This is a genomic window from Anabaenopsis sp. FSS-46 (assembly GCF_029891665.1).
Lineage (GTDB): Bacteria > Cyanobacteriota > Cyanobacteriia > Cyanobacteriales > Nostocaceae > Anabaenopsis > Anabaenopsis arnoldii.
On sequence record NZ_JANQDG010000080.1, the window covers coordinates 1 to 23,938 of the forward strand.

Here is a 23,938-nt window from a genome sequence, read left to right on the forward strand (position 1 = left end):
TTGCAGTTGCTCATCCCGCCTTAACTCCCTCACCGCTTGGCGTAATTTATCTTCCCTGCTTCCACCCTGTAAAATTGGTACGAATGGCAATAGGGTTGATATGTTCTGCTCAAACACCAGATTAACATCCACTTCCCACAGATTAATCACCTGGTAATCTTGATGAGCAGTTATCCCTAATATCTCTGATTCGTAACGTTGGGGGATGGTTTGTTTACTACTTGGGGGGAGGATGTTAATTAAGACTGGATATACTCTTAAGTTATAACGTTCTTCTGCTAAAGCTGTATAAGCCCGTATCCTTCGGGGCATTCTCTTATTGTACCGTAACTGTAACTCATTGAGCAGCAAAAATTCCCCTATTTCCGGCGATAGAACCTTCAATAAAACATCACTTTCCCGCTCTATCCACTGAAATTCTGTGTTGAGGATGTCTTGTACTTGTAAGTCACTGCGCTGGGTAATCCACTTTACCCAGGTGTTAGGTGCGAGACTGATTAATCTTTTTCCCCCTATATCTGCTTTTTTCGCCACTGTTTATTATCATTTATAAGTTGTAAGTTCTCAGTATATTTGTTTTGTGTGAACGGCGATCGCGAATGCTACAAGCCGATCGCCCCTTCTTACAGTCAACCGTCAACCGTCAACCGTCAAGACTGAATTTATTTGGTAATAATTTAATTACAAACTCTAGCACTGTCCCAGCCATCTGTAAAGCTTCTTCAGCTTCATACCTTTCCGGCTCAATTGTGTCGCCTGGGTAGCGAAATTCCGTGGCGTAAGGTGTTAGAGTGTCCGCCATATCTTCCAAATCCTGAAAATGTGGTTCAAAAACTGAACACATCTCCACTAAAACGCTCAGATCATGGGTTTTTTTAAATACTACATCTTGATGTGTCAAATAAGCTTTTAATGCTTTCTCAGCACTCTGTTGACAATGATAAACAACAGCATCTAATAATGATACTTCATTTTCAATGAGGATACGGGCAACCTTAATATCTCGCTGACTTTTAATTATCCACTGCCTAACCTCCTCATCCTTAGGACTATCCATAAAGGATTTTACCTTGACTGAGTGCCTGACTAACTAATGAACTTGCTACGGTGGCCTTTCTTTCTACTTCTGCACGGGTCATAACCAGAATATCTTTTGGTATACCAATCCCATGGAGAGCTTTATATGCTTGACGCGCCCGACGATAGCGGGGTTCATCGGAATCGGAGATAATCACCAACAAATCAATATCACTATCTTCCGTAGGTTCACCATAAGCATAGGAACCAAATAAAATTACCTGTTCTGGATTCAGGGCATAAACTAGTCGTTGGGTAATATCATCCAATAACTCGCTTGTTATTATTTTTACAGGTATATTTTCTGTATTCATACAGTCTCTAATACAAAACTAGCAAAAAATGATAATAACGGTTCTAAGTCTTGCAGTTGCTCATCCCGTCTTAACTCTCTCATGGATAACTATCAATTATACCTCCCATATCGAATAGCGATCGCGAATACTACAAGCCGATAGCGCTAGCGCTGCTGCTAAAGCCGATCGCCCCTTCTTACAGTCAAACCTGGTCGGTGAGCGAAGTCGAACCCTCCTCTCAGTCGGTTTTTAACCGACTTTAGCTTTCAGACAGGGAATTTATTCCCTGGCTCTGTGCGGATAACTGTGGATAACTATCGATTATACCTCCTATATCGAAAGGCGATCGCGAATACTACAAGCAGATCGCCCCTTCTTACAGTCAAACCTGGTCGGTGAGCGAAGTCGAACCCTCCTCCCAGTCGGTTTTTAACCGACTTTAGCTTTCAGACAGGGAATTTATTCCCTGGCTCCCCCGTGCGGATAACCATCAATTATACCTCCCATACCCAATACCGATCGCCCCTTAATACCCCCAAACCCGCTGGTTGAGCGAAGTCGAAACCCAGCGTAGTCGAAACCCGGCGCAGTCAACAGTCAACAGTCAACCGTCAACCGTCAACAAATCCGTCAACCGTCACCAATGGCACCTGATCCATCGGTAATTGTCCCATACTTTCCCCATCCTCCTGAGCTAAAACAATCCTCCCAGTAACTTGGGGTAACAAAGCCTCCCACTCTAGGGGGGATAACTTACCAACCACCGAAATTTGTAACCCCTCCTCCTCCTCCTCACATAACTGCTCCGTGAAAGCTTGGGTCAAATGAGGCGGAAACTTACCAGCATTCACCAGTAAAGTCATCTTTCCACAATCGGGATGATTTTCTAAACTACTAATCACCCTTACCAACTCTTCATATATAGACTGTTCCGACTGCTCCGGGTCCGGGAAGATGATAAAATTAGTATCTCGCAGGTGTAAAGATTGTTTGAGGTTTTCCCTTAATTGTAATCTTCTCAGTTGTTCCTGAGTATTTTCTAACAGCAACTGATATTGCTGTAATGCTTGGTATGCTTGCCATAGATTTTTACTATTTATAAAATCTAAATTTTTGGTTATACTATAGAACTCAGTTAAGCTGAAATTATACTTTTGTTGAGCAATATTTAGGATTTGTTCATTTTGTAATAATCTAAATAGTTTTTCCGCTCCCACAGCCCTGATATAATGTAAATTATGTTTTAAATATATAAATGCTTGTTCTAATTTATATTCAATGTGTCCGCTAAAGTTTATGTTTCTAATTTCATTAGAAAATGATTGCTTGAACATTTCTACAGAAACATTATTGAAAATATCCTTATATATTTGATATAATTCAAACTCTGTCCTGGGCTGATTGGCAGGATTCATACAAAGATTAGCTTGATTATCCCTGATTCTATATTTAATTAGCTTTTCAGGCAATATATGTATTTCATACTTTTTCACCAGTTTAATCCACATTTCAAAATCCTGTAACTGGAGTGATGCTAAATTAAATAATCCCGCATCTACAAGTAAATCTCGAATTATAAAGCCGGTAACAGCATTAATGTAATTACAGTTAAAAAACAAATATCTGAGTATTTCTGTCCTGCTCCTATTAGGATGATTAGAGGAAGTCTTACTAATATGTTCACCCAGGTGTATATTGCTGTTATCATCAATAAATTCTACCCATGAGAAAACAATTTTTTGCCCTGAATTTAACAGATAATTATATTGTATTGCCAGTCTATTAGGATAACAAATATCATCTCCAGACATGAAGGCAACATACTTTCCTCTAGAAGCTAAAATAGCTCGATTCAATGCCCTACTGGTTCCTTGATTTTCTTGATAGATATAAGTAATACGCTCATCTTTAAATTGTTGGATTATTTCATGTGTTCTATCATTTGAGCCATCATTGACAATAATTAATTCAAAATTACTGAAAGTTTGGTTAAGAATACTTTCTATGGCTTCACCTATATATTTTTCATGATTATAGGTAGTCATAGTTACGCTAATTATGGGGTTAGATTGTGTCATCTTTTAATACCTTTAATAAAGTTTCAACAACTATTGTAGTCTTTGTTTGCTCTAGATGAGGTCCAATAGGTATGCTCAATATTTGGTTAGATATAGCTTCCGTTATCGGGTAAATGTTTGTTTTCCAGTTTGATTCTAAACCTCCTGTGTAAGCATCTGATAAATGAGGTGGTATAGGATAGTGAATTAAAGTACCCAGTCCAAATTTATCTAAATAATTTTTAAGTTTATCTCTTTGAGGATGACTAACAACAAATAAATGCCATACAGGTGTAACCCATTCCGGTACATAGGGTAGTTTTAAGTCAGTTTGAGATAACCTATCTAAATAGTATTGTGCTGCCAGTTTACGTCTTTCATTCCATTCATCTAATTTAGTAAGCTTCACCCTCAGGAATGCCGCCTGTAACTCATCCAGACGGCTGTTAAACCCCTGGACTTCGTTATAGTACTTTACCCGTGAGCCATAGTTACGCAAGACTCGTACCTGATCTGCTATATATGGATCATTGGTGACCACAGCACCACCATCACCAAAAGCCCCCAAATTTTTGCCGGGGTAAAAGCTGAACCCCGCCGCATCCCCTAACCCGCCAGTGCGTCGCCCCTTGTATCGAGCACCATGGGCTTGGGCAGCATCTTCGATAACTTTTAACCCATAGTGATGGGCTAGATCATTAATTGGATCCATATCAGCCGGTTGACCATAGAGATGTACCGGCAAAATAGCTTTAGTTCGTTCCGTAATCGCCACCTCGATTAAGTCGGGATTAATGTTGTAGGTCATCTCATCCGGTTCTACAGGTACAGGGGTAGCCCCGGCATAGGAAACGGCTAACCAGGTGGCAATATAAGTATTAGCGGGAACAATTACCTCATCCCCAGGGCCAATCCCTAAAGAGCGCAGAATAAGGTGCAAAGCATCTAAACCATTACCAACACCTATACAATATTGCGCCTCACAATAAGCAGCAAACTCTTGTTCAAAAGCCTCAATTTCTTTGCCCAGGATATACCAACCTGAATTCATCACCCGTTGGTAAACTGCATCAAGCTCTTGCTGTAGTTCTAAGTAAGCAGCTTTGAGATCAAGAAACGGAACAATCATGAGTTAGCCTTTACAGCTTGTAAAAATTCATTATGGTCACGGTAGTAGTCTGATTCGTCATAGTAATCAGAGGCTAGCACCATACAAACTGAACCTGATGAAAAATTATTTAAGTCTCCCCAAATCATTGGGCAGACATATAAACCGTAGTAAGAACGATTTAGATGGAAAGTTTTGGTTTTATAACCGTCATCCAAAATCATATCAAAACTACCTGACATAGCTACAAACAGCTGACAAAGTTTTTTGTGACCATGACCAGCTCGCTCTGCACCACCAGGTACGTCATACAGGTAAAAAACACGTTTTATATCGAAAGGGACATGACGACCTGCCTCTAAAAAAGTCAAGTTACCTCGGGGATCTTGAATGCGTGGCAAATCAATAATTCTACAATCGTTCAGGGGCATGATAATTGAAAATAAATACTAGAGGAATTAACCAAAAATCAACCTAGTAATTAACCTGGTTCAAAAACAATTCTTAAAATTATTTATAACAAAAAGCGAGAATACTTTTTCCTAAAATTCAAATACGACTCCTGATCTAAATTAAAATAAAAGTTTATACCATCCTCATTAACTATTTTTGCACCTGTCTTTAAATAAAATTCAATTACTTTTCTATTTTCTTTTCTAGCATCAAAATGACTGCGAGAAAAGTTAAGTTTGTCAAAGGCTAGTTCATAAATTGTTAACAGAGATTCTAAACCAGCAGTTAATGGTGCATCTTTGGTTGTAATCCAACTTCCCCAGCAAAAGGAATCACCAATAAAGTCATACATTCTGATTGTGCCAACGCTTCTTAGATATTTATCTTGAATAATAAAGTAATATTCCTCACCAACTGCCTCTCTTTCTTTATAATTTGATATCCACTTTTTCTGGGCAGCAACACTACCTTCAATAGCTGATAAGTATTTATTTCTATCCTCATTTAAGCGAAGAGAAAGGATAAAATCGGCATCTTCAATATCAACTAATCTAAAAGATATATTTCTTGTGAATTGTAACTTATTAACAAATATAACAGAAGATTCTTTCAAACCATCCAGTAATAAATTACCTAACTCCTCCTTCAAACCATCCACCCCACAGCTACGCACCTGATCCATCGGTAATTGTCCCACACTTTCCCCATCCTCCTGAGCTAAAACAATCCTCCCAGTTAACCGAGGTAACAAAGCCTCCCACTGCATCCGCGATAACTTACCAACCACCGAAATTTGTAACCCCTCCTCCTCTTCCTCACATAACTGCTCCGTAAAAGCTTGGGTCAAATGAGGCGGAAACTTACCAGCATTCACCAGTAAAGTCATCTTTCCACAATCAGGATGATTTTCTAAACTAGTAATCACCCTTACCAACTCTTCATATATGCACTGTTCCGACTGCTCCGGGTCTGGGAAGATGATAAAATTAGTATCTCGCAGTTTTAAACTAGAAATATCAGACTGAGAACTTACAAATTTTTCTAATCTCCCTCCCATCTCCTGAATAGAATTTAGCTGTAAGGCTTTCAAATTTTTGATAACTACTAAATTTACTTCACCTTGAGTTAATGATTGTTGGGAAATACATTTAGCATTATCGTGATATCGATAGGCTGAAATTACCGTATCTATAGTAATTGGTTCGGCTAGTAGGAATAATCGCAGCCAAAAATCAAAATCCATCGCATAATGCAGAGACTCATCTAATAAGCCAGCTAAAGACCACAAATGACGATGCCAAAATGTAGATTGTTGTGGAAACCAGTTTTCCAACCAATTCCAGCATTTGGCATAAGAAATACCAGTTCCAGACTTCATGAACAAAGGAACAGAAATTTCATTGGTTATCTCACACCCCCCAATTAACCAAGTGGGAGTTTGAGAGTTGCTCAGGGTTTTTGCTACTATTTCCAAGGCACCCGGCTTCAAAAAGTCATCAGAATTAATCCAAGCCAAAATGTTCCCTGTAGTCTTTGCAAAGCCTTTGTTAATAGCATGAGATTGTCCCCGATCAGGTTCACTCACCCAATGACACAAAAATTGCTGGTATTTACTAATAATATTCACACTATCATCTGTGCTAGCTCCATCCATAATCATATATTCCAAATTAGGATAACCTTGGAGCAACACGGAACGAATAGTTTCCTCAATAAACTGAGCTTGGTTATAGCTGGGAGTAACAATACTAATCTTTGGCCATTCCCCACCATCCGGCATTGTATCAGCTAATGGTTCGGTTTCTTCAGTCCAAGGCCACCCAGTTTTTCCCGGTGGGGGTGGTGGGAGTTGACTTAAGCTAGGACAACGCATATTCATTCTATCTCATCCAATTGGTAGTATGATATATTCTTTACTTGCAATTCTGCCACACTTTCCCCATCCTCCTGACCTAAAACAATCCTCCCAGTTAACCGAGGTAACAAAGCCTCCCACTGCATCCGCGATAACTTACCAACCACCGAAATTTGTAACCCCTCCTCCTCTTCCTCACATAACTGCTCCGTGAAAGCTTGCGTCAAATGAGGCGGAAACTTACTAGCATTCACCAGTAAAGTCATCTTTCCACAATCAGGATGATTTTCTAAACTACTAATCACCCTTACCAACTCTTCATATATACACTGTTCCGACTGCTCCGGGTCCGGGAAAATAATCAAATTAATATCTCGCAGTTTCAACCCCAGTAAACTTGCATTAATTAAACTCCAGCTTACCACCCGCCCCATTTCCCCCCAGGAAAACTTTTGACTTTGTGCTAAACCCCCACTAATTAACGATTGGCGAACACCGGGCTTTTGTACCTCACATAAAGCATTCGCCATACCATCAATATCATCATCATTCACATATATCACCGCTGTTCCCCCTACCTCCGGTAAAGAAGCATTAGGACAAGTAATTACAGGACAACCACAAGCCATTGCTTCTAATATCGGCATTCCAAACCCTTCATATTTAGAAGGAAACACCAAACACACCGCCCCAGAATAAGCCATTGCTAATTCCTCATCACTCAAGCGCAACAGGTGTACAGCACTCCCAGACGTATATTCTCTTAACTCCGGTGGAAACACCCCCCCAAAACCAGTCATAATCAGATCAAATCCCTCACTGTTAGCTAGTTGAGAGAATGCTTTCAAGAATAACATCCCATTCTTCTGAAGAGAGAAATCACCGGATAACAAAAAGTATGGTTTACCAATCCCATATTTATATTTAAATGCCCTAATTTCTTCTACTGTCCCTGGCGTAAAACTCCGACTAACTCCACAGTGAGCCACCGCTACAGACTCCAGAGCTATCTGGGGAAAATACTTAACCAAATCACGGGCTGTATTGTGAGAAATTGCTATATGTGCAGATGCGTATTCAATAGCATGGTGTTTTTCTCTCCACATCGGGTGATCCAAATCCGCCCCCATTACCTCCGGTATCATGTCATAAGCCATAAATACAGATGGTGTAGTGATGGGTGTGGTGTAATAAGAGGAAATAAATAAATCTGCTTGTTCTTGATTGCAGACTTGCTGCAGCATCTGTTTATCAGCCGCTGTATTCTTATAGTCGTATCCAGGAATCGTCAGGTAACGAATACCACTAACTTTAGGTGCAGTGTTAGCCCTATCCAACACTAAAATATGATCAGCAAACTCCGTATTTGCCCACTTTTCTAACAAACTGCGCCACACCCTGGCTACTCCTGTGTTATAGAGTTGGAAAAATACCCCGTCAATAATAATCTTACGAATAGGCGCTGTTTTAGCTTTTTCCCTCGCTAGTTCGTAAACCTGGATAGTTTCATCAATAAATTTATCCCAACTAAACTTTTCAGCCTGTGCCAGAGATTTTTTAGCTAAACTCTCTCGGTATTCTGGGTGAGAATATAACTTAAACATAGCATCACAAAGCCCGATTTGATCATCAGGGTCAAGCATAATTCCAGCATCTCCCACCACTTCCGGTAAAGAAGAACTATTAGAAGTAATTACTGGGGTTCCACATTGCATTGCTTCTAATGGCGGTAAACCAAACCCCTCATATAACGATACATACATAAATGCTAATGCACCTGAATACAAAGGAGCTAAATCTTCATTGGGAACATAACCAGTAATAATAATTCTCTCCTTTAACTCCTGAGCGTTATCTATTTCCCCAAAAATTTCTCCATATCCCCATCCCTTAGCTCCTACCAGCACTAAATTTAAATCATCAATCTGGCGATTTTTCACCAAGTCCACAAAACAGCGGATAACATGAGCTATATTCTTTCTTGGTTCTAGGGTAGCTAAACTTAACAAATAAGGCCGATCCGGTATCTGATATTTTTCTTTTGTTTGACTAATTAACTGCTGATCCGCACAAGGATAAAATTTTTCTGGGTCAGCAGCTAAATATGTAACAAACACTTGTCCCTCATCAAGGTTTGGCTTGTATTGACATAAATCCTGTTTGGTTGCTTGGGAAATACAACAAACTAAATCATAGTTATCTATATTAGAGATAGCGCGTTTTAGGATATCAGCTTCATTATAACTAAAGTATTCTGGGAATAAAATAGGAATTAAATCATAAATAGTGACAACTCTCACAGCAAAGTTAGGCAGTGGAATATAATAGGGAGAATGATAAATATCTATATTTTGATATTTTAGGTCTGATAGATGAAATAAATAAAGATTTTCATCGGGCAAATTTTCCTGGATATAGGTTTGACAAGCATCAAAAAATTGAGGAGTACTAACACACAGATAAATATCACACTGGGGAGCTTTAATTAATCCTTGTACAAGATGTTCTGTAACTCTAAATATTCCTGTTCTTGCCCTTTTATCCCTCATCCCCATACCTAGTACAGTAATATCTAAGGCGATTTTTATCGGTGTGTTTTGCTCAAATTTTTTCCCCCTATTGGTTAACAATGCTCCTTCAATCACCTCCAGAGTTTCCTCAATCATCCGGTGTTCTTGAAACATTTCCTCTGCTCTGGCTTTGCAAGCTTGACCAATTGACCGTCGTAATTGCGGATTTTCTGCCCACTCTGTAATTGTCGCTACCAGTTCCCTCACCGTCCCTTGGGGGTTAATTTTAGGATCAGGGACTAATTTACCCGTTTCTCCCAATTCTTCAGGAATACCACTCACCGCAGCAGCCACCACTGGTAATCCTTTAGCCATCGCTTCCATCACACATAATGGCATCCCTTCCAACAAAGAAGGAAATACAAAAATATCCCCAGCATTTAGCAACTCAGCCACATCAGTCCTATGTCCCAACAAAATTACCTGGTTGCTAATTCCTAATTCTTTGATAGTGTCTTTAATTAGTTTTTCTAGCTCTGGTTCGTAACACGCACCAGCCCAAACAAAATACAGTTTAGACCATACAGGACTAAACATTAATTGTTTAATTGCCTCTAATTGGTAAATATAGCCCTTTCTTGTTTCTATCCGACCAGCAGTCAAACATACCACACTATCATCAGGAATACCCCATGATTCTCGTAGCTGTTGACCCCTAGCTACATCACGCCCAGTAAAATATTCTGCAGGTCTACCATAATGTATCACTTGTCCCTGATGCTCAGGTAAGCCAAAAACTTGATGTAGTAAATTTAAATTATCCTGGGAAACCGCAATCACTGAATGAGCTAAATTATATTGTCGCGATAGTTCATTTAAATATTCAGGATACCTCTGAGCTAAATCAGGCTCAACCAACCCTTCAATCACAATATATGGTATACCAAACCCCAGAGCTAATTTCTTAATTTTAAAATTTGCCAAGGTATTAATATTACTGCAAATAATTAAATCTGGTTTATGTTCAGCTTGGGCAAACAGTCGCTGTAATCCTAAAATATTATCCTCTATCATCCAAAGATGGTGAATACCTAACTCTTGTTCTTTGGCAATTACATCATTATCAACTGCTTCCGGTTGTAGTGATGTCACTCGATAACCTAATTTAGCTAACGCACACAATAAAGAGTGATTATATTGAGCAACTCCACCCAGACCTGGATCTGCTGTTGATAGTAAAATATGTTGATTCATATTGATTACCCCTGATTAACTTTTTTGACCTGTCATTAATGAGATGAATTATTAACCGATCGCCCCTTAATAGACCCGAAACCCCGCTGGTTGAGCGTAGTCGAAACCCAGCGTAGTCAACCGTCAACAGTCAACCGTCACCAATGGCACCCCATCCATCGGTAACTGTCCCACACTTTCCCCATCCTCCTGAGCTAAAACAATCCTCCCAGTTAACCGAGGTAACAAAGCCTCCCACTGCATCCGCGATAACTTACCAACGACCGAAATTTGTAACCCCTCCTCCTCTTCCTCACATAACTGCTCCGTGAAAGCTTGGGTCAAATGAGGCGGAAACTTACCAGCATTCACCAATAAAGTCATCTTTCCACAATCAGGATGATTTTCTAAACTAGTAATCACCCTTACCAACTCTTCATATATGCACTGTTCCGACTGCTCCGGGTCTGGGAAAATAATTAAATTAATATCTCGCAGTTTTAAACTAGAAATATCAGACTGAGAACTTACAAGTTTTTCTAATCTCCTTCCCATCTCCTCAAGCGGCGTAAAACTCGGAACCACCCGACTGAGATGATCTAAAGCCTCTTTTAATACAGCAACTTTCTCCAGACGTTCTGCTACCTGCGCTAAATACCAAAATACCCGCCAATGATTACAGCCTAAATTAATCGCCTTGGCAAAACATACCAGAGCGTTTTGGGTTTTCCCTTCACTGTCCCAAACTAACCCTGACCATAATTGCAAATAACCATCATCAGGATAAAACATTGCATATTGCACCACTCCCCCCTCCCCTAAACCCAAAAGAGTAGAAGATCCAGCAATTTTCTCATCAGCAGCAAACAATTCCTGAATATCTTCCCCAGTTAAACTAGTAAAAAATTGCGGCGCTGTCTCTCCTAAAGACTCAATGAATGTTTTTGCACCCGCAAACCGGGGGGGAATATCAACCACATCCAGCACAGATACCGGTTCATCTAACAAACTACCATCAACAGGAATACCCCACTGTCTACTGCGCTTCTCCTGCAACATCAAGCGGTGATAAATCGGATTTAACTGTTTAGCCGCATTTTCCGCCCCAAAAATCTGCCGGGCGTATTCCTGAGCATTTTTCCCCAGTCTCAATCTTTCCTGGGGATGATGATAAAGGTATTCTAAAGCTTGGCTATACTCTAACTCACTCTTAACAACCAAACCCGTATAGTTATCAATCACTAACTTTTTAATCCCCCCATAGGGAAATACCACCGGGGGAACACCCGCATACATCACTTCTTGTAAATTTAATTCCGCTGCTGCATAGGTATCTTCACACACCGGATAACCATAAATATCAAATTCCCCAATAGCTCCAGCAATATCCTCCACAAAACCACGAAAGTCAAACTTACCCAGAGAGTTTAATTCTAAAGCCTGTTGTTGCAGTAATGGCACATTACCACCACCACATAAAATAAACTTCACATTGGGAATATCAGCCTTAGCACTCATCGCAATATAACTAGGGTGCATCTTACTAAAAGATAACGCCCCCATGTAACCAACATTAAAAGTATCGTGGGGTTGGGGTTGAATATTCTTCACCCGCTCAAAATCCGCCGCATCATAAACCATCCCTACTTTTTTCTGTCTCATTCCTGCTGCTAATTGTCCCACCACCGGTAAATCATAGGAATGGGGATTGCAAGGAATAGCAAAATCAGCATAGTTAATTAAATCCCGGGTAATTACCTGGGGGGCGTTATCTCCTGAAACATGAAACCAGATAATTAACCGCGAGGGGGGTAATTCTGAATGCACAAATGCAAACATCTGGGGATTATTCCAGTAGTGAATATGCACTATATCTGCTTCGGCGATCAATTCATAACGTGCAATTTCATCTACCGGGTCAATAAATTCCATCCCCCCTAATTTTGCTAATTCTACCGCTTCCGGTTGGGCTGGTTTCAGCGAAATAACCTGATGTTGCACTTGTTGATCCAATTGCTGAGAATATTTAGATATAGCAATCATCGATCGCGCCGCACCACCAAGACATAAAAAATCAATAATATGTAAGATTTTCATTATATAGTCATCCTATTTGACTTGAGAAATTATCAGTGAGGAAAGGGAACAGGGAACAGGGAACAGAAATTGTTCATGAATCATTGAGGATTGCTATAGTTAATTGGGTTAATTGAGGTTGTTATTTTGTTGTTCTATTTTCCCCCCTCCCTGGTCAAAGTGCTAGGAGTGAGGATGTTTCCGATAAATTTTTAATGAAGAAAATAGCCCCGGAATAATTGGTAAATGGGCTTGGGTTTGGGTAGGATCATCGGGATATAACAAAGGTAAATCTATTACTTCGCAATTGTAACTATTTTCCATTAATTCTTCACAAGCTTTTCTAATACCTGGTTCTTTCCCGCCATGATGAAACAAAATTGATGAACTATTTTGCTCATCCAGGGGTGGTAAATAGTCATGAAAAATCATTAAGCCACCAAGAGCAAGTAAAGGATAATAGTTGATAATATCTTGTTTGACACCTTCATAAGAATGATCACCATCCACAAAAATATAAACTGGATAATTACCATCCTGCTCAAAAGTTTGTTGTAATTGACCCAGAGCTTCATGGGAAAACATCTTGAGATGTACAATCTCTGATGGTAAATTATCAAGTACAATTTTTAATTGGGGATGTAGTCCTGGGTCAATTGCCCAACCTTGTAATTTACTATGATTACGGGTTAAAGCATGATAATTGAGGAATAGAGAACTACCAGCAAAAGAACCTATTTCCACAAACCGCAGGGGAGAAGCAGTTACAGGTAAAAATTGACGCAGCCCATAATACAGTTGAAACCGTTCATTTTGAGACATTTGACTTTGAATACCCTGTTTTACAGGATCATCTTGGTGAAATTCTGCAATTAATTTAGGGTCAAATAGGGGATTCACAGCAAATTTATCAGCACAATCAAACCAAACCCCCGTATCATCTATTTGATGCAGATTAAATTTTAACTGACCCTCGGCTTCAAACTCATGTAACGCTTGACGACAACCTTCCCAATGACCATAATTATCTACTTGGACTAATCCATCATTAGAAATGCGATCGTATAGATGAGTCAAAATAGTTTTAGTAGACTCATACCAGTCACCATCCATATGTAAAAGTGCAATCATCCCTACCTGATCTCGCATTTTAGGTAAGGTATCTTGAAAATAACCTTTCACTAACAACACAAGATTACCAACCCCCAGTTTATTGCAGATTTCCTTAACGCTATCCTCCGGTGCGGCGCAAGTCCCCGTACCCCATCCGGTCATCTCTGCCAGGATACCATTAGATTTATCTTCCTGGGTGGGTGCTGGCATTCCATCAAAAGAGTCAAAAGCATAAACCCAACGTGGCTGTTTAGTATAACGTTTAATCACTGCAGCCACAAGAGCAGTAGAACCCCCCGCTGCGACTCCACACTCCACAAAGTTACCGGGGATGTTTTCTATACAAACTTTTTTGATCAGGGTAAACAGAGAATATAACCGCGCCTCACTCAACATCGTATAGGGTTTAATTAATCTATATATTTGTTGAAATTCTGAATCTTGAATCTCACCCACTTGAGGGTATTGATTTAATAATTGATTAAGAAAAACCTCCCCTAAATGATTTTCAGGAAAGTAACGTAATTCTTCATATAATGCTTGAATAGCAGTTGGGGCGCTACCAAATTGTAAAAAACATTTGGCGCGGAGAAAATCTAACCCCATAATTGGCTGTTTTAAAGCCTTAGCATCATTGAGAACCTTAAAAGCCGCTGCAATTTGATTAGTTTCTAACAGATGATTAGCTTGGGCAATAATAGGATGGGCTTGACTATCTAAACCCAGATTTGCGCTTAATTCTTTTTTTAGTCCTATCGCCTTAATATGGGATGGATGATGGTTAAGTAATATTTCTAAACTACCCAGAGCGGCGCTGACATTTCCCATTTTAGCTAAAGTAACAGCTTTACCGTAATTCATCGCCACAGGTACTTTAGCCCCAGAGTTAATTAAGTTTAAAGCATCTGTATGCTGATTGAGATTAATTTTTTCCACAATAGCTACTGGAGAAATGGGAGATATTACATTTAACTCAACTCCAGCAGAACTTTGACTAAAAATTGTCGCCTCAGTAAAATTATCAGCCCCACTATTCCTCTTGACTGCTACCGGATGTTGAAGAGGAAAACCCATAGCTTCCACCGCCATATTAGCCAGGGGACTATCAACCATAGTTGTATGAGTCCCAGATTCACCAAACCCAATATTAGTCACCAAATTCACATGGGGCAAAATACTTAAACCCCCATTCAACCACATACTATATAGCCAAATAACATCCCAAGTATTCAGAACACCATCATATACAGATTCAAATACCTTTGACCACCAACCAGCAGCTTGGTCATTTTCCAACACCTCAGACAACCAACCACTATCCCTTAACCCTGGCCATAGCGCCATACCATGATCATACTTCCTCCAAGCCCGCCGCCAACTAGCCCAGCCCCAAATATGACCATAACGGGAAAAATAATAACTATATTCTGTGCGGCGATCGCCTTGAAAGTTATTCCCAGAAATCATCATAATCCGTTCATCATCATGATATTTCTCCAATAACTCCTCACAGTAACGGAAAAACGTCGGATGAGGTAAACAGTCATCCTCTAAAATAATCGCCCTCTCCACCTGCTCAAACACCCAATCCAAACCACTGCTCACCCTCTCACGACAACCCAAATTCACCTCAGAGTAATTAGTTAAAACCTCACACTCCCAATCAACTTGATTAATAATTGCTCTAGCTTCCTGACATTTTTCCCCCTCCCCTGGTTTATCCCTTCTCGGTCCATCCGCAACAACCAACAACCTCGGCGGTTTAGCCTTCCGAATAGCTGCAAATACCTTTCCAGTCGTTTCAGGGCGGTTAAATATCAGTAACGCCACCGGCGTATTTAATCGCCAACTATCATCATATTCAGCAGTTTTCATCTCCATCGGTTTAGGGTTAGTAATTTGCATACAAGATACACCTAAACAAGACCTTTTATCACTCGGTAAAGAATTAGTTTCTAATATTGCAGTTGACTTAAAAAATACAGAAGTACAATTTTTATAAACATAACCCGGAATTAAACCCCAAAAATCAATCCTTTTATAACCTTGAGATAACAGTAAGCGTAATGATGAATCATAGTGATAAACATCTGTATTATCAAAAATAATCAAACCATCCTCTTTCACTTTGCTTAAACTATTTTCCAAGCACCTATTACGATTAATCCCATCCACAATAATCACATCAAAATATTCATCAGGATACGACAGAATAAAATCCGCGTATTTACCTTCATCGGACTCTAAATTTAACTTCACATTACCCGGCATTTGCTGATTGATTTCCTTAAACCAACCCCCATCACTTTCAACAGAAATTACCTCTTTAACCCTTCCTCCCCACCATAAACTTGAATGTCCCGACCCAAATTCAAATACTAAAAAATCACCCTTAACCTTATCCTCTATAAACTCTATCGCCGGGTAAGTGTACCACGGTATCGGCTGATTATCCCCATTAATAATCTGATTTTGGGAAACAGAATTTAACCATCCAGAAACCTTCAGATAGTTCAATTGATCATTAATATTAAAAGAATTATTCATATATAATAACAAACCCCTGATAATTAACTACAACTAACAATCTCCTGTGTTTGCCTTAACCAGAATTAAACTAGGGTAAAATCCCCTCCCCTACTCCTGACCACCCTCCTTCCCCATTCTCTGCTCCAAAGTCGCCAACCCAGAGCGATAACTTTCCCGCTCAGGATGCAACTCAACCAACCTTTTCATCAACTCCATAGCCCCCTGATTATCCCCCAGCTGTAACCGCAAATTAACCAACTTCTCCAAAGCCAAAATATTATTTGGTTCCCGCTGCAAAACCAACTCATAACCCCGCGCCTGATTTTCTAATTGACTGGTTGGTGACTGCACCACCGGTTGCTCCCGTTGCTTTTCCACCTCAGACAATATGCTTTTAATCCCACCAAACACAATAGAACCAAAAAACCCCCCCACCCCCACTACCGTCATAATTCGTGTTTTGAGCTTGACCTGCTGAGTCCGCTTCGCAAAATATTCTTTTTCAGAAATACTCATATTTAGTGTAGATGTAACATTTTTTATGGGAACAGGGAACAGGGAACAGGGAACAGAGAAGGGAAGAGCGGGAGCGCAAGAGCGTAGTCGAAACCCGGTGGTTGAGCGCACTCGAAACCCAAACCCCGGTGGTTGAGCGCACTCGAAACCCGAAACCCGGTGGTTGAGCGTAGTCGAAACCCCAAACCCCGGTGGTTGAGCGTAGTCAACAGTCAACAGTCAACAGTCAACAGTCAACGGTTCGACTCCGCTCACCGACCACCGTCAACCATCACCCCTTAATCCAAACCAGCAAAAGTATTACCTTGCCAAGCCCTAATAATATTAATCACATCACCATAACGATTACTATTCACACCAACATCAATAGCACGCGCCACCGCCGCCTCCAAAGTATTAGACAAAACTACAGAATCAGCGGTAACATTTGCCCCCAAAATTACCACCTGACCAGAACCTTCACCCACAGAGCCATAATTAATATTCACTTTCACCACACCACTCGGACCCACAACCCCTTGGGGAAACACCGTTTCCACCGCCAAAGTATTATTAAGTCCATTGGGTGAAATACTAGTTACCGCCACAGAAACCCGCGACTCAGCCAGAGCCGGTTTCCCCCAAATAAATGCCCCCGTAAATGACCCTGCAACTGTTAACAAAAATGCCACCACCGACACCCGCGATATGTGCATACAGTTGGCTTTCATCATTGGGACACTCTACTTATTGACCATCCCACTATTCGCCAACCCTCAGCCTCACATCCGGAGAAAACCAGATCGCATATTTAATCTCATCAGCAGTAGAATCATCTTACGTCCCCCTATGGCACATAGGGGGAAAGAATGCAGTTAGTTGACGATTCCTTCAACCGCCAATCAGGAGGAATCGCCGACTTTCCCTAACTAGTCCAAACTAGCAGCTTCCACAATCCCAATAATATCGCCGAAACGAGTTAGCGCTTTAGCCGCATCAATAGCCCGCGCCGTAGCTGCAGCCACTGATTGTACGGTTGTTGTTGGAGTATCACCGACATTCAGGGTCGCGGAACCTAACAACACATTGTCAGGGGCACCATTAGCAGTCACATAGCCAAGCTGTAAAGTCACCGTACCATCAACAATTGTATCTGCTAAAGGCATAACAACTTCTCCAGCGAAGGTGACAGTGTTACCATTACTTAAAATATTGGTCACCGCCACACTAGCACTGTTAGCAGTTTGAGCCTGTGCTGGTTGCGCAGCAATAAAAGAACCTGCAACCGCGCCCCCTGCTAACAGAGAAGCAATAGCCGCAGCTTTGGAGAGTTTTTTTGCGTTTGTATCCATGATTGAAACACCTGATATAAATATTGAGACCAAAGCTAGTAAATACTTACTAACTTAACTACACTGATTAAACACCCCACCAATGGAAACGGGGGTAATCTAGAACAATTCACTACTTGCGGATCATGTGTATTTAAATACACATGATTAAACCTACTGTTGCTAGTGTTGTAAATATAGTTTCAGCTTCACAAGTAGCATTTAAATTATATTGGTATGCAAGCCGATAACATACCTATATTTATACACTGTAATATATAACTAGATAGTTGTCAACTCCATAAATCCTTATTATTTGCATAGAATTTCACAGTAAAAATATTTAGGGTTAATAGTATAATATCAATACATTGATATTGCTTTCACAAACTTAAGGTAATTAGAGACGGTTGACGGTTCGACTTCGCTCACCGATCGCACAAAAAACAACAAAATCTAGTCCCCTCCCCTTACAAGGGGAGGGAGAGGGTGGGGTAAAAGAATATTCGATACAATAATCATGACTTGACAAACATCCTCTTAGGGAACACACCGAACACACCGGAACACACCGTAAAAAAGTATAATCCTATAATATAAATTAATATTCCTTGATATTCCTTTCACAAACTGATGCAAATTGTTGTATAAATATCAATAGGACGATCATCACCCTCAACCGCCCCCACAATTGACCTGTGATGAGGATGTTGATACCAGATCAACTACCAAAAAACCCCCACAGTACCCCTGGTCTCTAACTATGGGGGTGTAGTGCGCTGTCAGCTTTTAGACTCTTAATTCATTCCCCATCAACCGTCAACCCTCAACCGTCAACCCAGTCGGTTTTTAACCGACTTAAGCTTTTAGCCAGGGAATTCATTCCCTGGCCCCCTGTGGATAACCATCGATGATACCTCCCCTGTGGATAACCATCGATGATACCTCCCATCCCCACCTCTTACCTATTCGGTGTGTTCCCTTGATGCGTAAACAAGATGTTGGGATACTTATAACTTTGTGCCTATCCGCGATCCTACCAAACAAAGCGATCGCCCTTACACCACAACCAACCATACCTGGTAGTAATTATCATGACCCACAACCAACAGACCCCAACCTTGAGGAAACATATCTTACCCATTTCCCAGATGCCAATCATACCCCATCGGGAATTTTTCCTGTATCTTACCGTCTCATAGTTAATTTAAACTTCCCCAACCCCCCAGTTAACAATCCAAACCAAACCACACCCACACCCAAAACTAACCCACAACTATTACTAGTACAGAATAGAGAACAAAGACAAACTCAACTCCCCCCAGAACAGGATGACCCCAGATTACCCGTACCCATAGTTCCTGAAGAATTACCCCCTCTACCTATCCCAGAAACACCAGCACCCGAACCCACACCCACACCACCCACACCACCCACACCCCCCACACCAGAAGAAAACAGAAAACTGACCACAGCCTTAGTGCGTAACCTTTTAGAAAGTAGCGCCTCCAGATACCCATACCTAGTCAATACCAGTGATAAACTCGCCATTAACCCCCGCAACTTTCAACCTGCAAAATTTAGCTTCTATTCCAACATCAACTTCAACCTAGGTAAAATTCCCAAAGACGATACCCGGCGAGATTCCTTCATCCAATCAGCCAACATTTCCTCATATCCCCAAGAAAAACAACTTTACTGGGTCTTAGACAATAACCGAGTAGTCATAGAAACCCAAGGTAATCATTTCCATATCGGTTACCAAGGTTCAACCACACACCAAACCACCACACAAACCATCAAAGCTTCCACAACCTTTACAGGGACACAACTAGCTGTAGCTATTCCGATAAACTTTAAAAAGTTAGTAGGAGTCAATAAACTAGAAGAGGTCAACTTTACCGCTGGGGTTGCACAAATCACCCTACCCCCCGGAACCAACCCCGCCAATACCCCAGAGTTCAACCTCAATATCATCAGACCTAATGGTACTGTTACCCAAGAAAGATACTTACTAGATGCAGTTAAGACAGCTACCACCTATGAACCTTTAGGAGGGGGTTCTTTCTTTGAAAACTTAAAATTTGATAATGCTCCTCAATTCTTACAAGGATTCCCCACCATCAATTTAAGTCCCCTATTAAATAACGGTGTCACCTTAGAACCTGGCAGTATTGTCCCACGGGAAAACCTCATCGCTGCGGGTATCACCCCCGGAAATATTTTGACCGGACAAGGCTTTTCATTTCAACCCCAACTTACCTCTAAACCAGGAGTGAAAAATTTACGCCTAGGAGAAACAGACAATGATAGTTTAGTCGCCCTTCTGAGCAATCCTTTTTTAACACAACAAGAAAAAGACGTATATTATCTTAACTCCCTCATGTGGAATAACCTAGGTCAAAGCAGACCACAAGTTACCACATCCACCCAATCCCATGGGAGTGAATATTGGTCAAGATATACACTCACATCCTCCCACAACCGCACATCAATTGACTACGACCCAGAAAAAATTCAATTAAATTACAGCAATGTTTTTAGTAATCCCGGCCTATCCTTAACTAGCGACCCTTGGAAAAATACAGACCTCAATCAAACCATCAACTCCAGCATAGGCCTACTATCCGGGAGCCTATTTAGCCTCATTAATCCCCATAATTTAAACCAAAGTCTGGAGGAAGCAAAAAACAGATATCAAAACCTCCAACCCCTAGGGAGTCTGAATACCAAAGCTACCTCTGGACAAAGAAGACAAATGAATCAACGCCTAAATAGTACCCTAGGTTATGCCGACAGCAATACCAACCTCTCCCAAGTCTCAGGAAGTTACACCTTTACAGGAAACATCACCCCCAACAGTTCCTTATTATCCCAACTCAGAACCGGACTCTATAAAAGAACAGTCCAATTTACCGGTCAAATAGTCAACAATTGGAGTCCAGACCAGAGCTTTGTCATCGAGTCTGTGACCCCTTCCACCCTCAACCCCTTAGCCTACATAGGTATTAATATTAGCCCTCGTAATGTTGGTAATAATAATACTAATAATACTAATAATACTAATAGAACCATCGGTGTCAGCTTTATTCAAGCACAAAACAGTAACGGAGACAATTTATTTAATCAGTTTGAAGTATTCGATTCTAGTGAAATCCTCACTGCTGTTCCCATCCCCGGTGGGGGTAAAACCTTTGCTAGAGGGTCTGGACGCATGGTATTGAGTACCACTCAAGACAGAACAATTGAAACATACTCCTACATAGGAGATGTTTACCTCCCCACCCTGGAACTACTAATGGCTGGGACTGTAGATAAGATCAATTATGCTCTATCAACAGCAATGTGGTTTAATCTCTCCCCAGATTCCGCACCCATAGTCAACACTAACTTAACTAATTCCAATAGTACTGAGGAAACTTCTATGGGGGGTACATTCAAATTTGCTGCCAAAACAGATTTTACCAATGTAGCCTATGACCAAAACAACCAATGGCGGCGAATTATCAGCAACTCACCCTTTATTAACTTTAACTATAACACCAGTCCCAATATTTTAAACCTGTCAACCATTTCCCTAGGCAATGTATTTCAATACAACCAACGGGATTTTAACCTCGTCTTCTATCCCGTCTTAAGTTTTTCCCCTCCCATCCTCAACCCCGGTGTCAACAACGACAACCTAGGTACTCCAGTTAGTTTAGTATCCCTCAACTTCTCCCACAAAAGTAGTTTAAACATCAACGCTTCTGTATCCATGACCGACCAAACAATCTACAGAATGGAAGCCACATATAATGTATTCAGCAACGCCCAAAGTGGAACCCTAACTATGGGTGCTTCCTATCTCAACTCCCCCAACAACCGATACAGTAACTTAGGTCGTAATATTAATAGCGCCATAGAATTACCTGAAATAGATATTCAGTCCAGAAGTAGTTACCTAGGAATGATCGTGCGTTATCAAAGTCCTAACTCTAAAATAGCCATCGACTCTCGCATTCAAAACAGTGAAAGTGGTTGGCGAGGACAACTCAATCTGCAAGTTAAATTATAAAGTGTTGACTGTTGACGGTTGACTGTTGACGGTACCAAGGAGCGATGGTTATCCGCAGAGGAGCCAGGGAATGAATTCCCTGTCTGAAAGCTTAAGTCGGTTAAAAACCGACTGCTCCCTGCTCCCTGCTCCCTGTTCCCCGTTCCCTAAGATAAAAATTACCTGTTTAATACTTTCCAAACAACCTCTAAAGTATTTTAATCTAAAGTAAAAGTAAATGTTCCCTCTCCTGTTGGTAACGGAGGTTGGGGATCAACTAAATTACCATTAAATCTCACCCCTGATTGTAACCCCGTAGTCCCGGGTACATTCACCGACGGTTGGGTAATGGAGATATTTGGTCTTGTCACCCTGGGTAAACTAATGGTAGAGTTAGTGGTTACCGAGGGTCTACCCACAACGGGAGGGTTTACCGAACTACTGGGTACTGTCACCCTGGGTATATTAATTATCGGTCGAGTAGTCACATCAATTTCAGAAATATTCACAACATCCGTTGTAGTACGTTCACTGGGGATAGTCACAGAGGGGGGAGTAACTCGGCGGTTATTAATTGACGGTGAGGTAATATTGGGAACTCTGGGAACCGTCACATTAGGACGGGTGATTGTAGCTGGAACTGTTTGACCCTGAACCCCAGGAGAGATTAACACCCACAGCACCACAGTTAAAACTAAACCCTTCATGGTTTCCCCTCCTTAACACCGCTAATTCTTAAAACATCCCTCATGGTTGCACAGTAGTTTGGCAAACCCCAAATACCAGGATTAATCACATGATCATAACTAAAGTGACGATAGTTCATACAGAATCTATCCCAAGCCGCCATTTGAATGCGAAATAGTGCAATAATTAAGTTAGCTAAACCCAAAGATAGGGGAATGCGAAAATAAATTTTTTTCTGGAGATAGCCGCACACATCCGCCACCGCTTGGTTAGCTGTTAAAGCTGGCTGTCCTAAAACAAACTGACGGGGTTGATTTCCTTGGGGTGGGTAATCTATCAAATATTCTACCACAGTGGCAATATCTTGTCCATGGATAAAATGAAAACTGCCATCTACCTGCAAAAAGCGAATTAGGTTAATATATTTAGTGACTTCTGCAATCCCCCCTGTTAGATGGGAATAGGGCTTAGTCTCATCCCCACCCAAAACTAAGGTAGGGAAAACCTTAGTAATTTTCCCGGCGATTTCTAGCTGGGACATCTTTTGCAGACAATCATATTTAGAACGAATATAGTCAGTACCAATTTCCCCCGCTTCCGGGAGGGGTTGGTTATGGCGGTCTAACACACTAGCTGTGGAAAAATAAATCACCTGTTCACAGCGTTGGGGGTCGAGCATTTTGATTAACTCTAGGGTCTTAGAGACATTCACATCAAAGGTCTGGTCACCTCCCCAAGCGGTAGCGGTCAGGACTGCTGTATCAATTGTGGGTAACAAATCAGCCAATAAGTCAAGTTTTTGCATATCACCCTCAATCACATTGATACCCGATCGCACACCAGTATCAACTTGTAATTTTGCCCGGTTCCTCACCAGTAAATATAACTCGTGACTGGTATTTTCAATTAAAGCTTCTGTGATATAATGACCTATACAACCACTGGCACCAGTGACTAAAATCCGTTTTTTTTGCATATAATTTCTGGTAAATTTTCTTAATAAAAAGCGGCACTATGCCCACCCCCTCAACAGTCAACAGTCAACAGTCAACCGTCAACCGTCAACAGTCAACAGTCAACCG

Annotated in this window: 15 protein-coding genes and 1 pseudogene; 1 reads left to right on the forward strand and 15 read right to left on the reverse strand. The window is 40.9% G+C overall.

The window, feature by feature from the left end:
• From NWP21_RS09110 to NWP21_RS09170, 13 genes and pseudogenes are all read right to left on the reverse strand, one after another.
• Positions 1-534: pseudogene (locus NWP21_RS09110) on the reverse strand (hypothetical protein); the annotation flags it as partial.
• A 109-nt stretch (positions 535-643) separates the two neighbouring features.
• On the reverse strand, positions 644-1,057 hold the full coding sequence (locus NWP21_RS09115) for a HEPN domain-containing protein (protein ID WP_280792442.1): 414 nt from the start codon (positions 1,055-1,057) through the stop codon (positions 644-646).
• Positions 1,050-1,391, reverse strand: a complete 342-nt coding sequence (locus tag NWP21_RS09120) for a nucleotidyltransferase domain-containing protein (protein WP_280792443.1) — start codon at positions 1,389-1,391, stop codon at positions 1,050-1,052. Before NWP21_RS09120 ends, NWP21_RS09115 begins: the two co-directional genes overlap by 8 nt.
• Positions 1,392-1,984: 593 nt before the next feature.
• Entirely contained in the window at positions 1,985-3,451 is a 1,467-nt protein-coding gene (locus tag NWP21_RS09125; protein WP_280792444.1) for a glycosyltransferase, read from the reverse strand.
• Positions 3,438-4,559, reverse strand: a complete 1,122-nt coding sequence (locus NWP21_RS09130; RefSeq protein WP_280792445.1) for a DegT/DnrJ/EryC1/StrS family aminotransferase — start codon at positions 4,557-4,559, stop codon at positions 3,438-3,440. The genes NWP21_RS09125 and NWP21_RS09130 overlap by 14 nt, the downstream gene beginning before the upstream one ends.
• The gene (locus tag NWP21_RS09135; RefSeq protein WP_280792446.1) at positions 4,556-4,969 is read right to left on the reverse strand and encodes an FdtA/QdtA family cupin domain-containing protein; all 414 of its coding nucleotides are present in this window, start codon (positions 4,967-4,969) and stop codon (positions 4,556-4,558) included. The genes NWP21_RS09130 and NWP21_RS09135 overlap by 4 nt, the downstream gene beginning before the upstream one ends.
• 83 nt (positions 4,970-5,052) lie before the next feature.
• Positions 5,053-6,870 (reverse strand): GNAT family N-acetyltransferase, encoded by a 1,818-nt coding sequence (locus tag NWP21_RS09140; protein ID WP_280792447.1) that lies wholly within the window; start codon positions 6,868-6,870, stop codon positions 5,053-5,055.
• Positions 6,867-10,610 (reverse strand): glycosyltransferase, encoded by a 3,744-nt coding sequence (locus NWP21_RS09145; RefSeq protein ID WP_280792448.1) that lies wholly within the window; start codon positions 10,608-10,610, stop codon positions 6,867-6,869. Before NWP21_RS09145 ends, NWP21_RS09140 begins: the two co-directional genes overlap by 4 nt.
• A 123-nt stretch (positions 10,611-10,733) precedes the next feature.
• Entirely contained in the window at positions 10,734-12,686 is a 1,953-nt protein-coding gene (locus NWP21_RS09150) for a glycosyltransferase (RefSeq protein WP_280792449.1), read from the reverse strand.
• 162 nt (positions 12,687-12,848) lie between these two features.
• Positions 12,849-16,325: a TylF/MycF/NovP-related O-methyltransferase gene (locus tag NWP21_RS09155; RefSeq protein ID WP_280792450.1), complete on the reverse strand. Its 3,477-nt coding sequence runs from the start codon at positions 16,323-16,325 to the stop codon at positions 12,849-12,851.
• A 90-nt stretch (positions 16,326-16,415) separates the two neighbouring features.
• A complete protein-coding gene (locus NWP21_RS09160) occupies positions 16,416-16,823 on the reverse strand; it encodes a bacterial transcriptional activator domain-containing protein (protein ID WP_280792451.1) in 408 nt (135 codons plus the stop codon).
• Positions 16,824-17,101: 278 nt separating this feature from the next.
• Positions 17,102-17,536 (reverse strand): TEK-like protein, encoded by a 435-nt coding sequence (locus tag NWP21_RS09165; RefSeq protein ID WP_280792452.1) that lies wholly within the window; start codon positions 17,534-17,536, stop codon positions 17,102-17,104.
• A 195-nt stretch (positions 17,537-17,731) separates the two neighbouring features.
• The gene (locus NWP21_RS09170; RefSeq protein WP_280792453.1) at positions 17,732-18,154 is read right to left on the reverse strand and encodes a TEK-like protein; all 423 of its coding nucleotides are present in this window, start codon (positions 18,152-18,154) and stop codon (positions 17,732-17,734) included.
• A gap of 889 nt (positions 18,155-19,043) precedes the next feature.
• Here NWP21_RS09170 and NWP21_RS09175 point away from each other — a divergent pair.
• On the forward strand, positions 19,044-22,190 hold the full coding sequence (locus NWP21_RS09175) for a hypothetical protein (protein ID WP_280792454.1): 3,147 nt from the start codon (positions 19,044-19,046) through the stop codon (positions 22,188-22,190).
• 197 nt (positions 22,191-22,387) lie between these two features.
• Here NWP21_RS09175 and NWP21_RS09180 read toward each other — a convergent pair whose 3' ends face one another.
• Positions 22,388-22,876, reverse strand: a complete 489-nt coding sequence (locus NWP21_RS09180; protein WP_280792455.1) for a hypothetical protein — start codon at positions 22,874-22,876, stop codon at positions 22,388-22,390.
• Positions 22,873-23,832 carry an NAD(P)-dependent oxidoreductase gene (locus NWP21_RS09185; protein ID WP_280792456.1) on the reverse strand — a complete coding sequence of 320 codons (960 nt, stop codon included), beginning with the start codon at positions 23,830-23,832 and terminating at the stop codon, positions 22,873-22,875. The genes NWP21_RS09180 and NWP21_RS09185 overlap by 4 nt, the downstream gene beginning before the upstream one ends.
• Positions 23,833-23,938 lie beyond the last annotated feature (106 nt).

Bases quoted from the DNA above. Each gene is read 5' to 3' on its own strand.
- NWP21_RS09115 (WP_280792442.1), bottom strand. From the start codon at position 1,057: ATGGATAGTCCTAAGGATGAGGAGGTTAGGCAGTGGATAATTAAAAGT.
- NWP21_RS09120 (WP_280792443.1), bottom strand. From the start codon at position 1,391: ATGAATACAGAAAATATACCTGTAAAAATAATAACAAGCGAGTTATTG.
- NWP21_RS09125 (WP_280792444.1), bottom strand. From the start codon at position 3,451: ATGACACAATCTAACCCCATAATTAGCGTAACTATGACTACCTATAAT.
- NWP21_RS09130 (WP_280792445.1), bottom strand. From the start codon at position 4,559: ATGATTGTTCCGTTTCTTGATCTCAAAGCTGCTTACTTAGAACTACAG.
- NWP21_RS09135 (WP_280792446.1), bottom strand. From the start codon at position 4,969: ATGCCCCTGAACGATTGTAGAATTATTGATTTGCCACGCATTCAAGAT.
- NWP21_RS09140 (WP_280792447.1), bottom strand. From the start codon at position 6,870: ATGAATATGCGTTGTCCTAGCTTAAGTCAACTCCCACCACCCCCACCG.
- NWP21_RS09145 (WP_280792448.1), bottom strand. From the start codon at position 10,610: ATGAATCAACATATTTTACTATCAACAGCAGATCCAGGTCTGGGTGGA.
- NWP21_RS09150 (WP_280792449.1), bottom strand. From the start codon at position 12,686: ATGAAAATCTTACATATTATTGATTTTTTATGTCTTGGTGGTGCGGCG.
- NWP21_RS09155 (WP_280792450.1), bottom strand. From the start codon at position 16,325: ATGAATAATTCTTTTAATATTAATGATCAATTGAACTATCTGAAGGTT.
- NWP21_RS09160 (WP_280792451.1), bottom strand. From the start codon at position 16,823: ATGAGTATTTCTGAAAAAGAATATTTTGCGAAGCGGACTCAGCAGGTC.
- NWP21_RS09165 (WP_280792452.1), bottom strand. From the start codon at position 17,536: ATGATGAAAGCCAACTGTATGCACATATCGCGGGTGTCGGTGGTGGCA.
- NWP21_RS09170 (WP_280792453.1), bottom strand. From the start codon at position 18,154: ATGGATACAAACGCAAAAAAACTCTCCAAAGCTGCGGCTATTGCTTCT.
- NWP21_RS09175 (WP_280792454.1), top strand. From the start codon at position 19,044: ATGATACCTCCCCTGTGGATAACCATCGATGATACCTCCCATCCCCAC.
- NWP21_RS09180 (WP_280792455.1), bottom strand. From the start codon at position 22,876: ATGAAGGGTTTAGTTTTAACTGTGGTGCTGTGGGTGTTAATCTCTCCT.
- NWP21_RS09185 (WP_280792456.1), bottom strand. From the start codon at position 23,832: ATGCAAAAAAAACGGATTTTAGTCACTGGTGCCAGTGGTTGTATAGGT.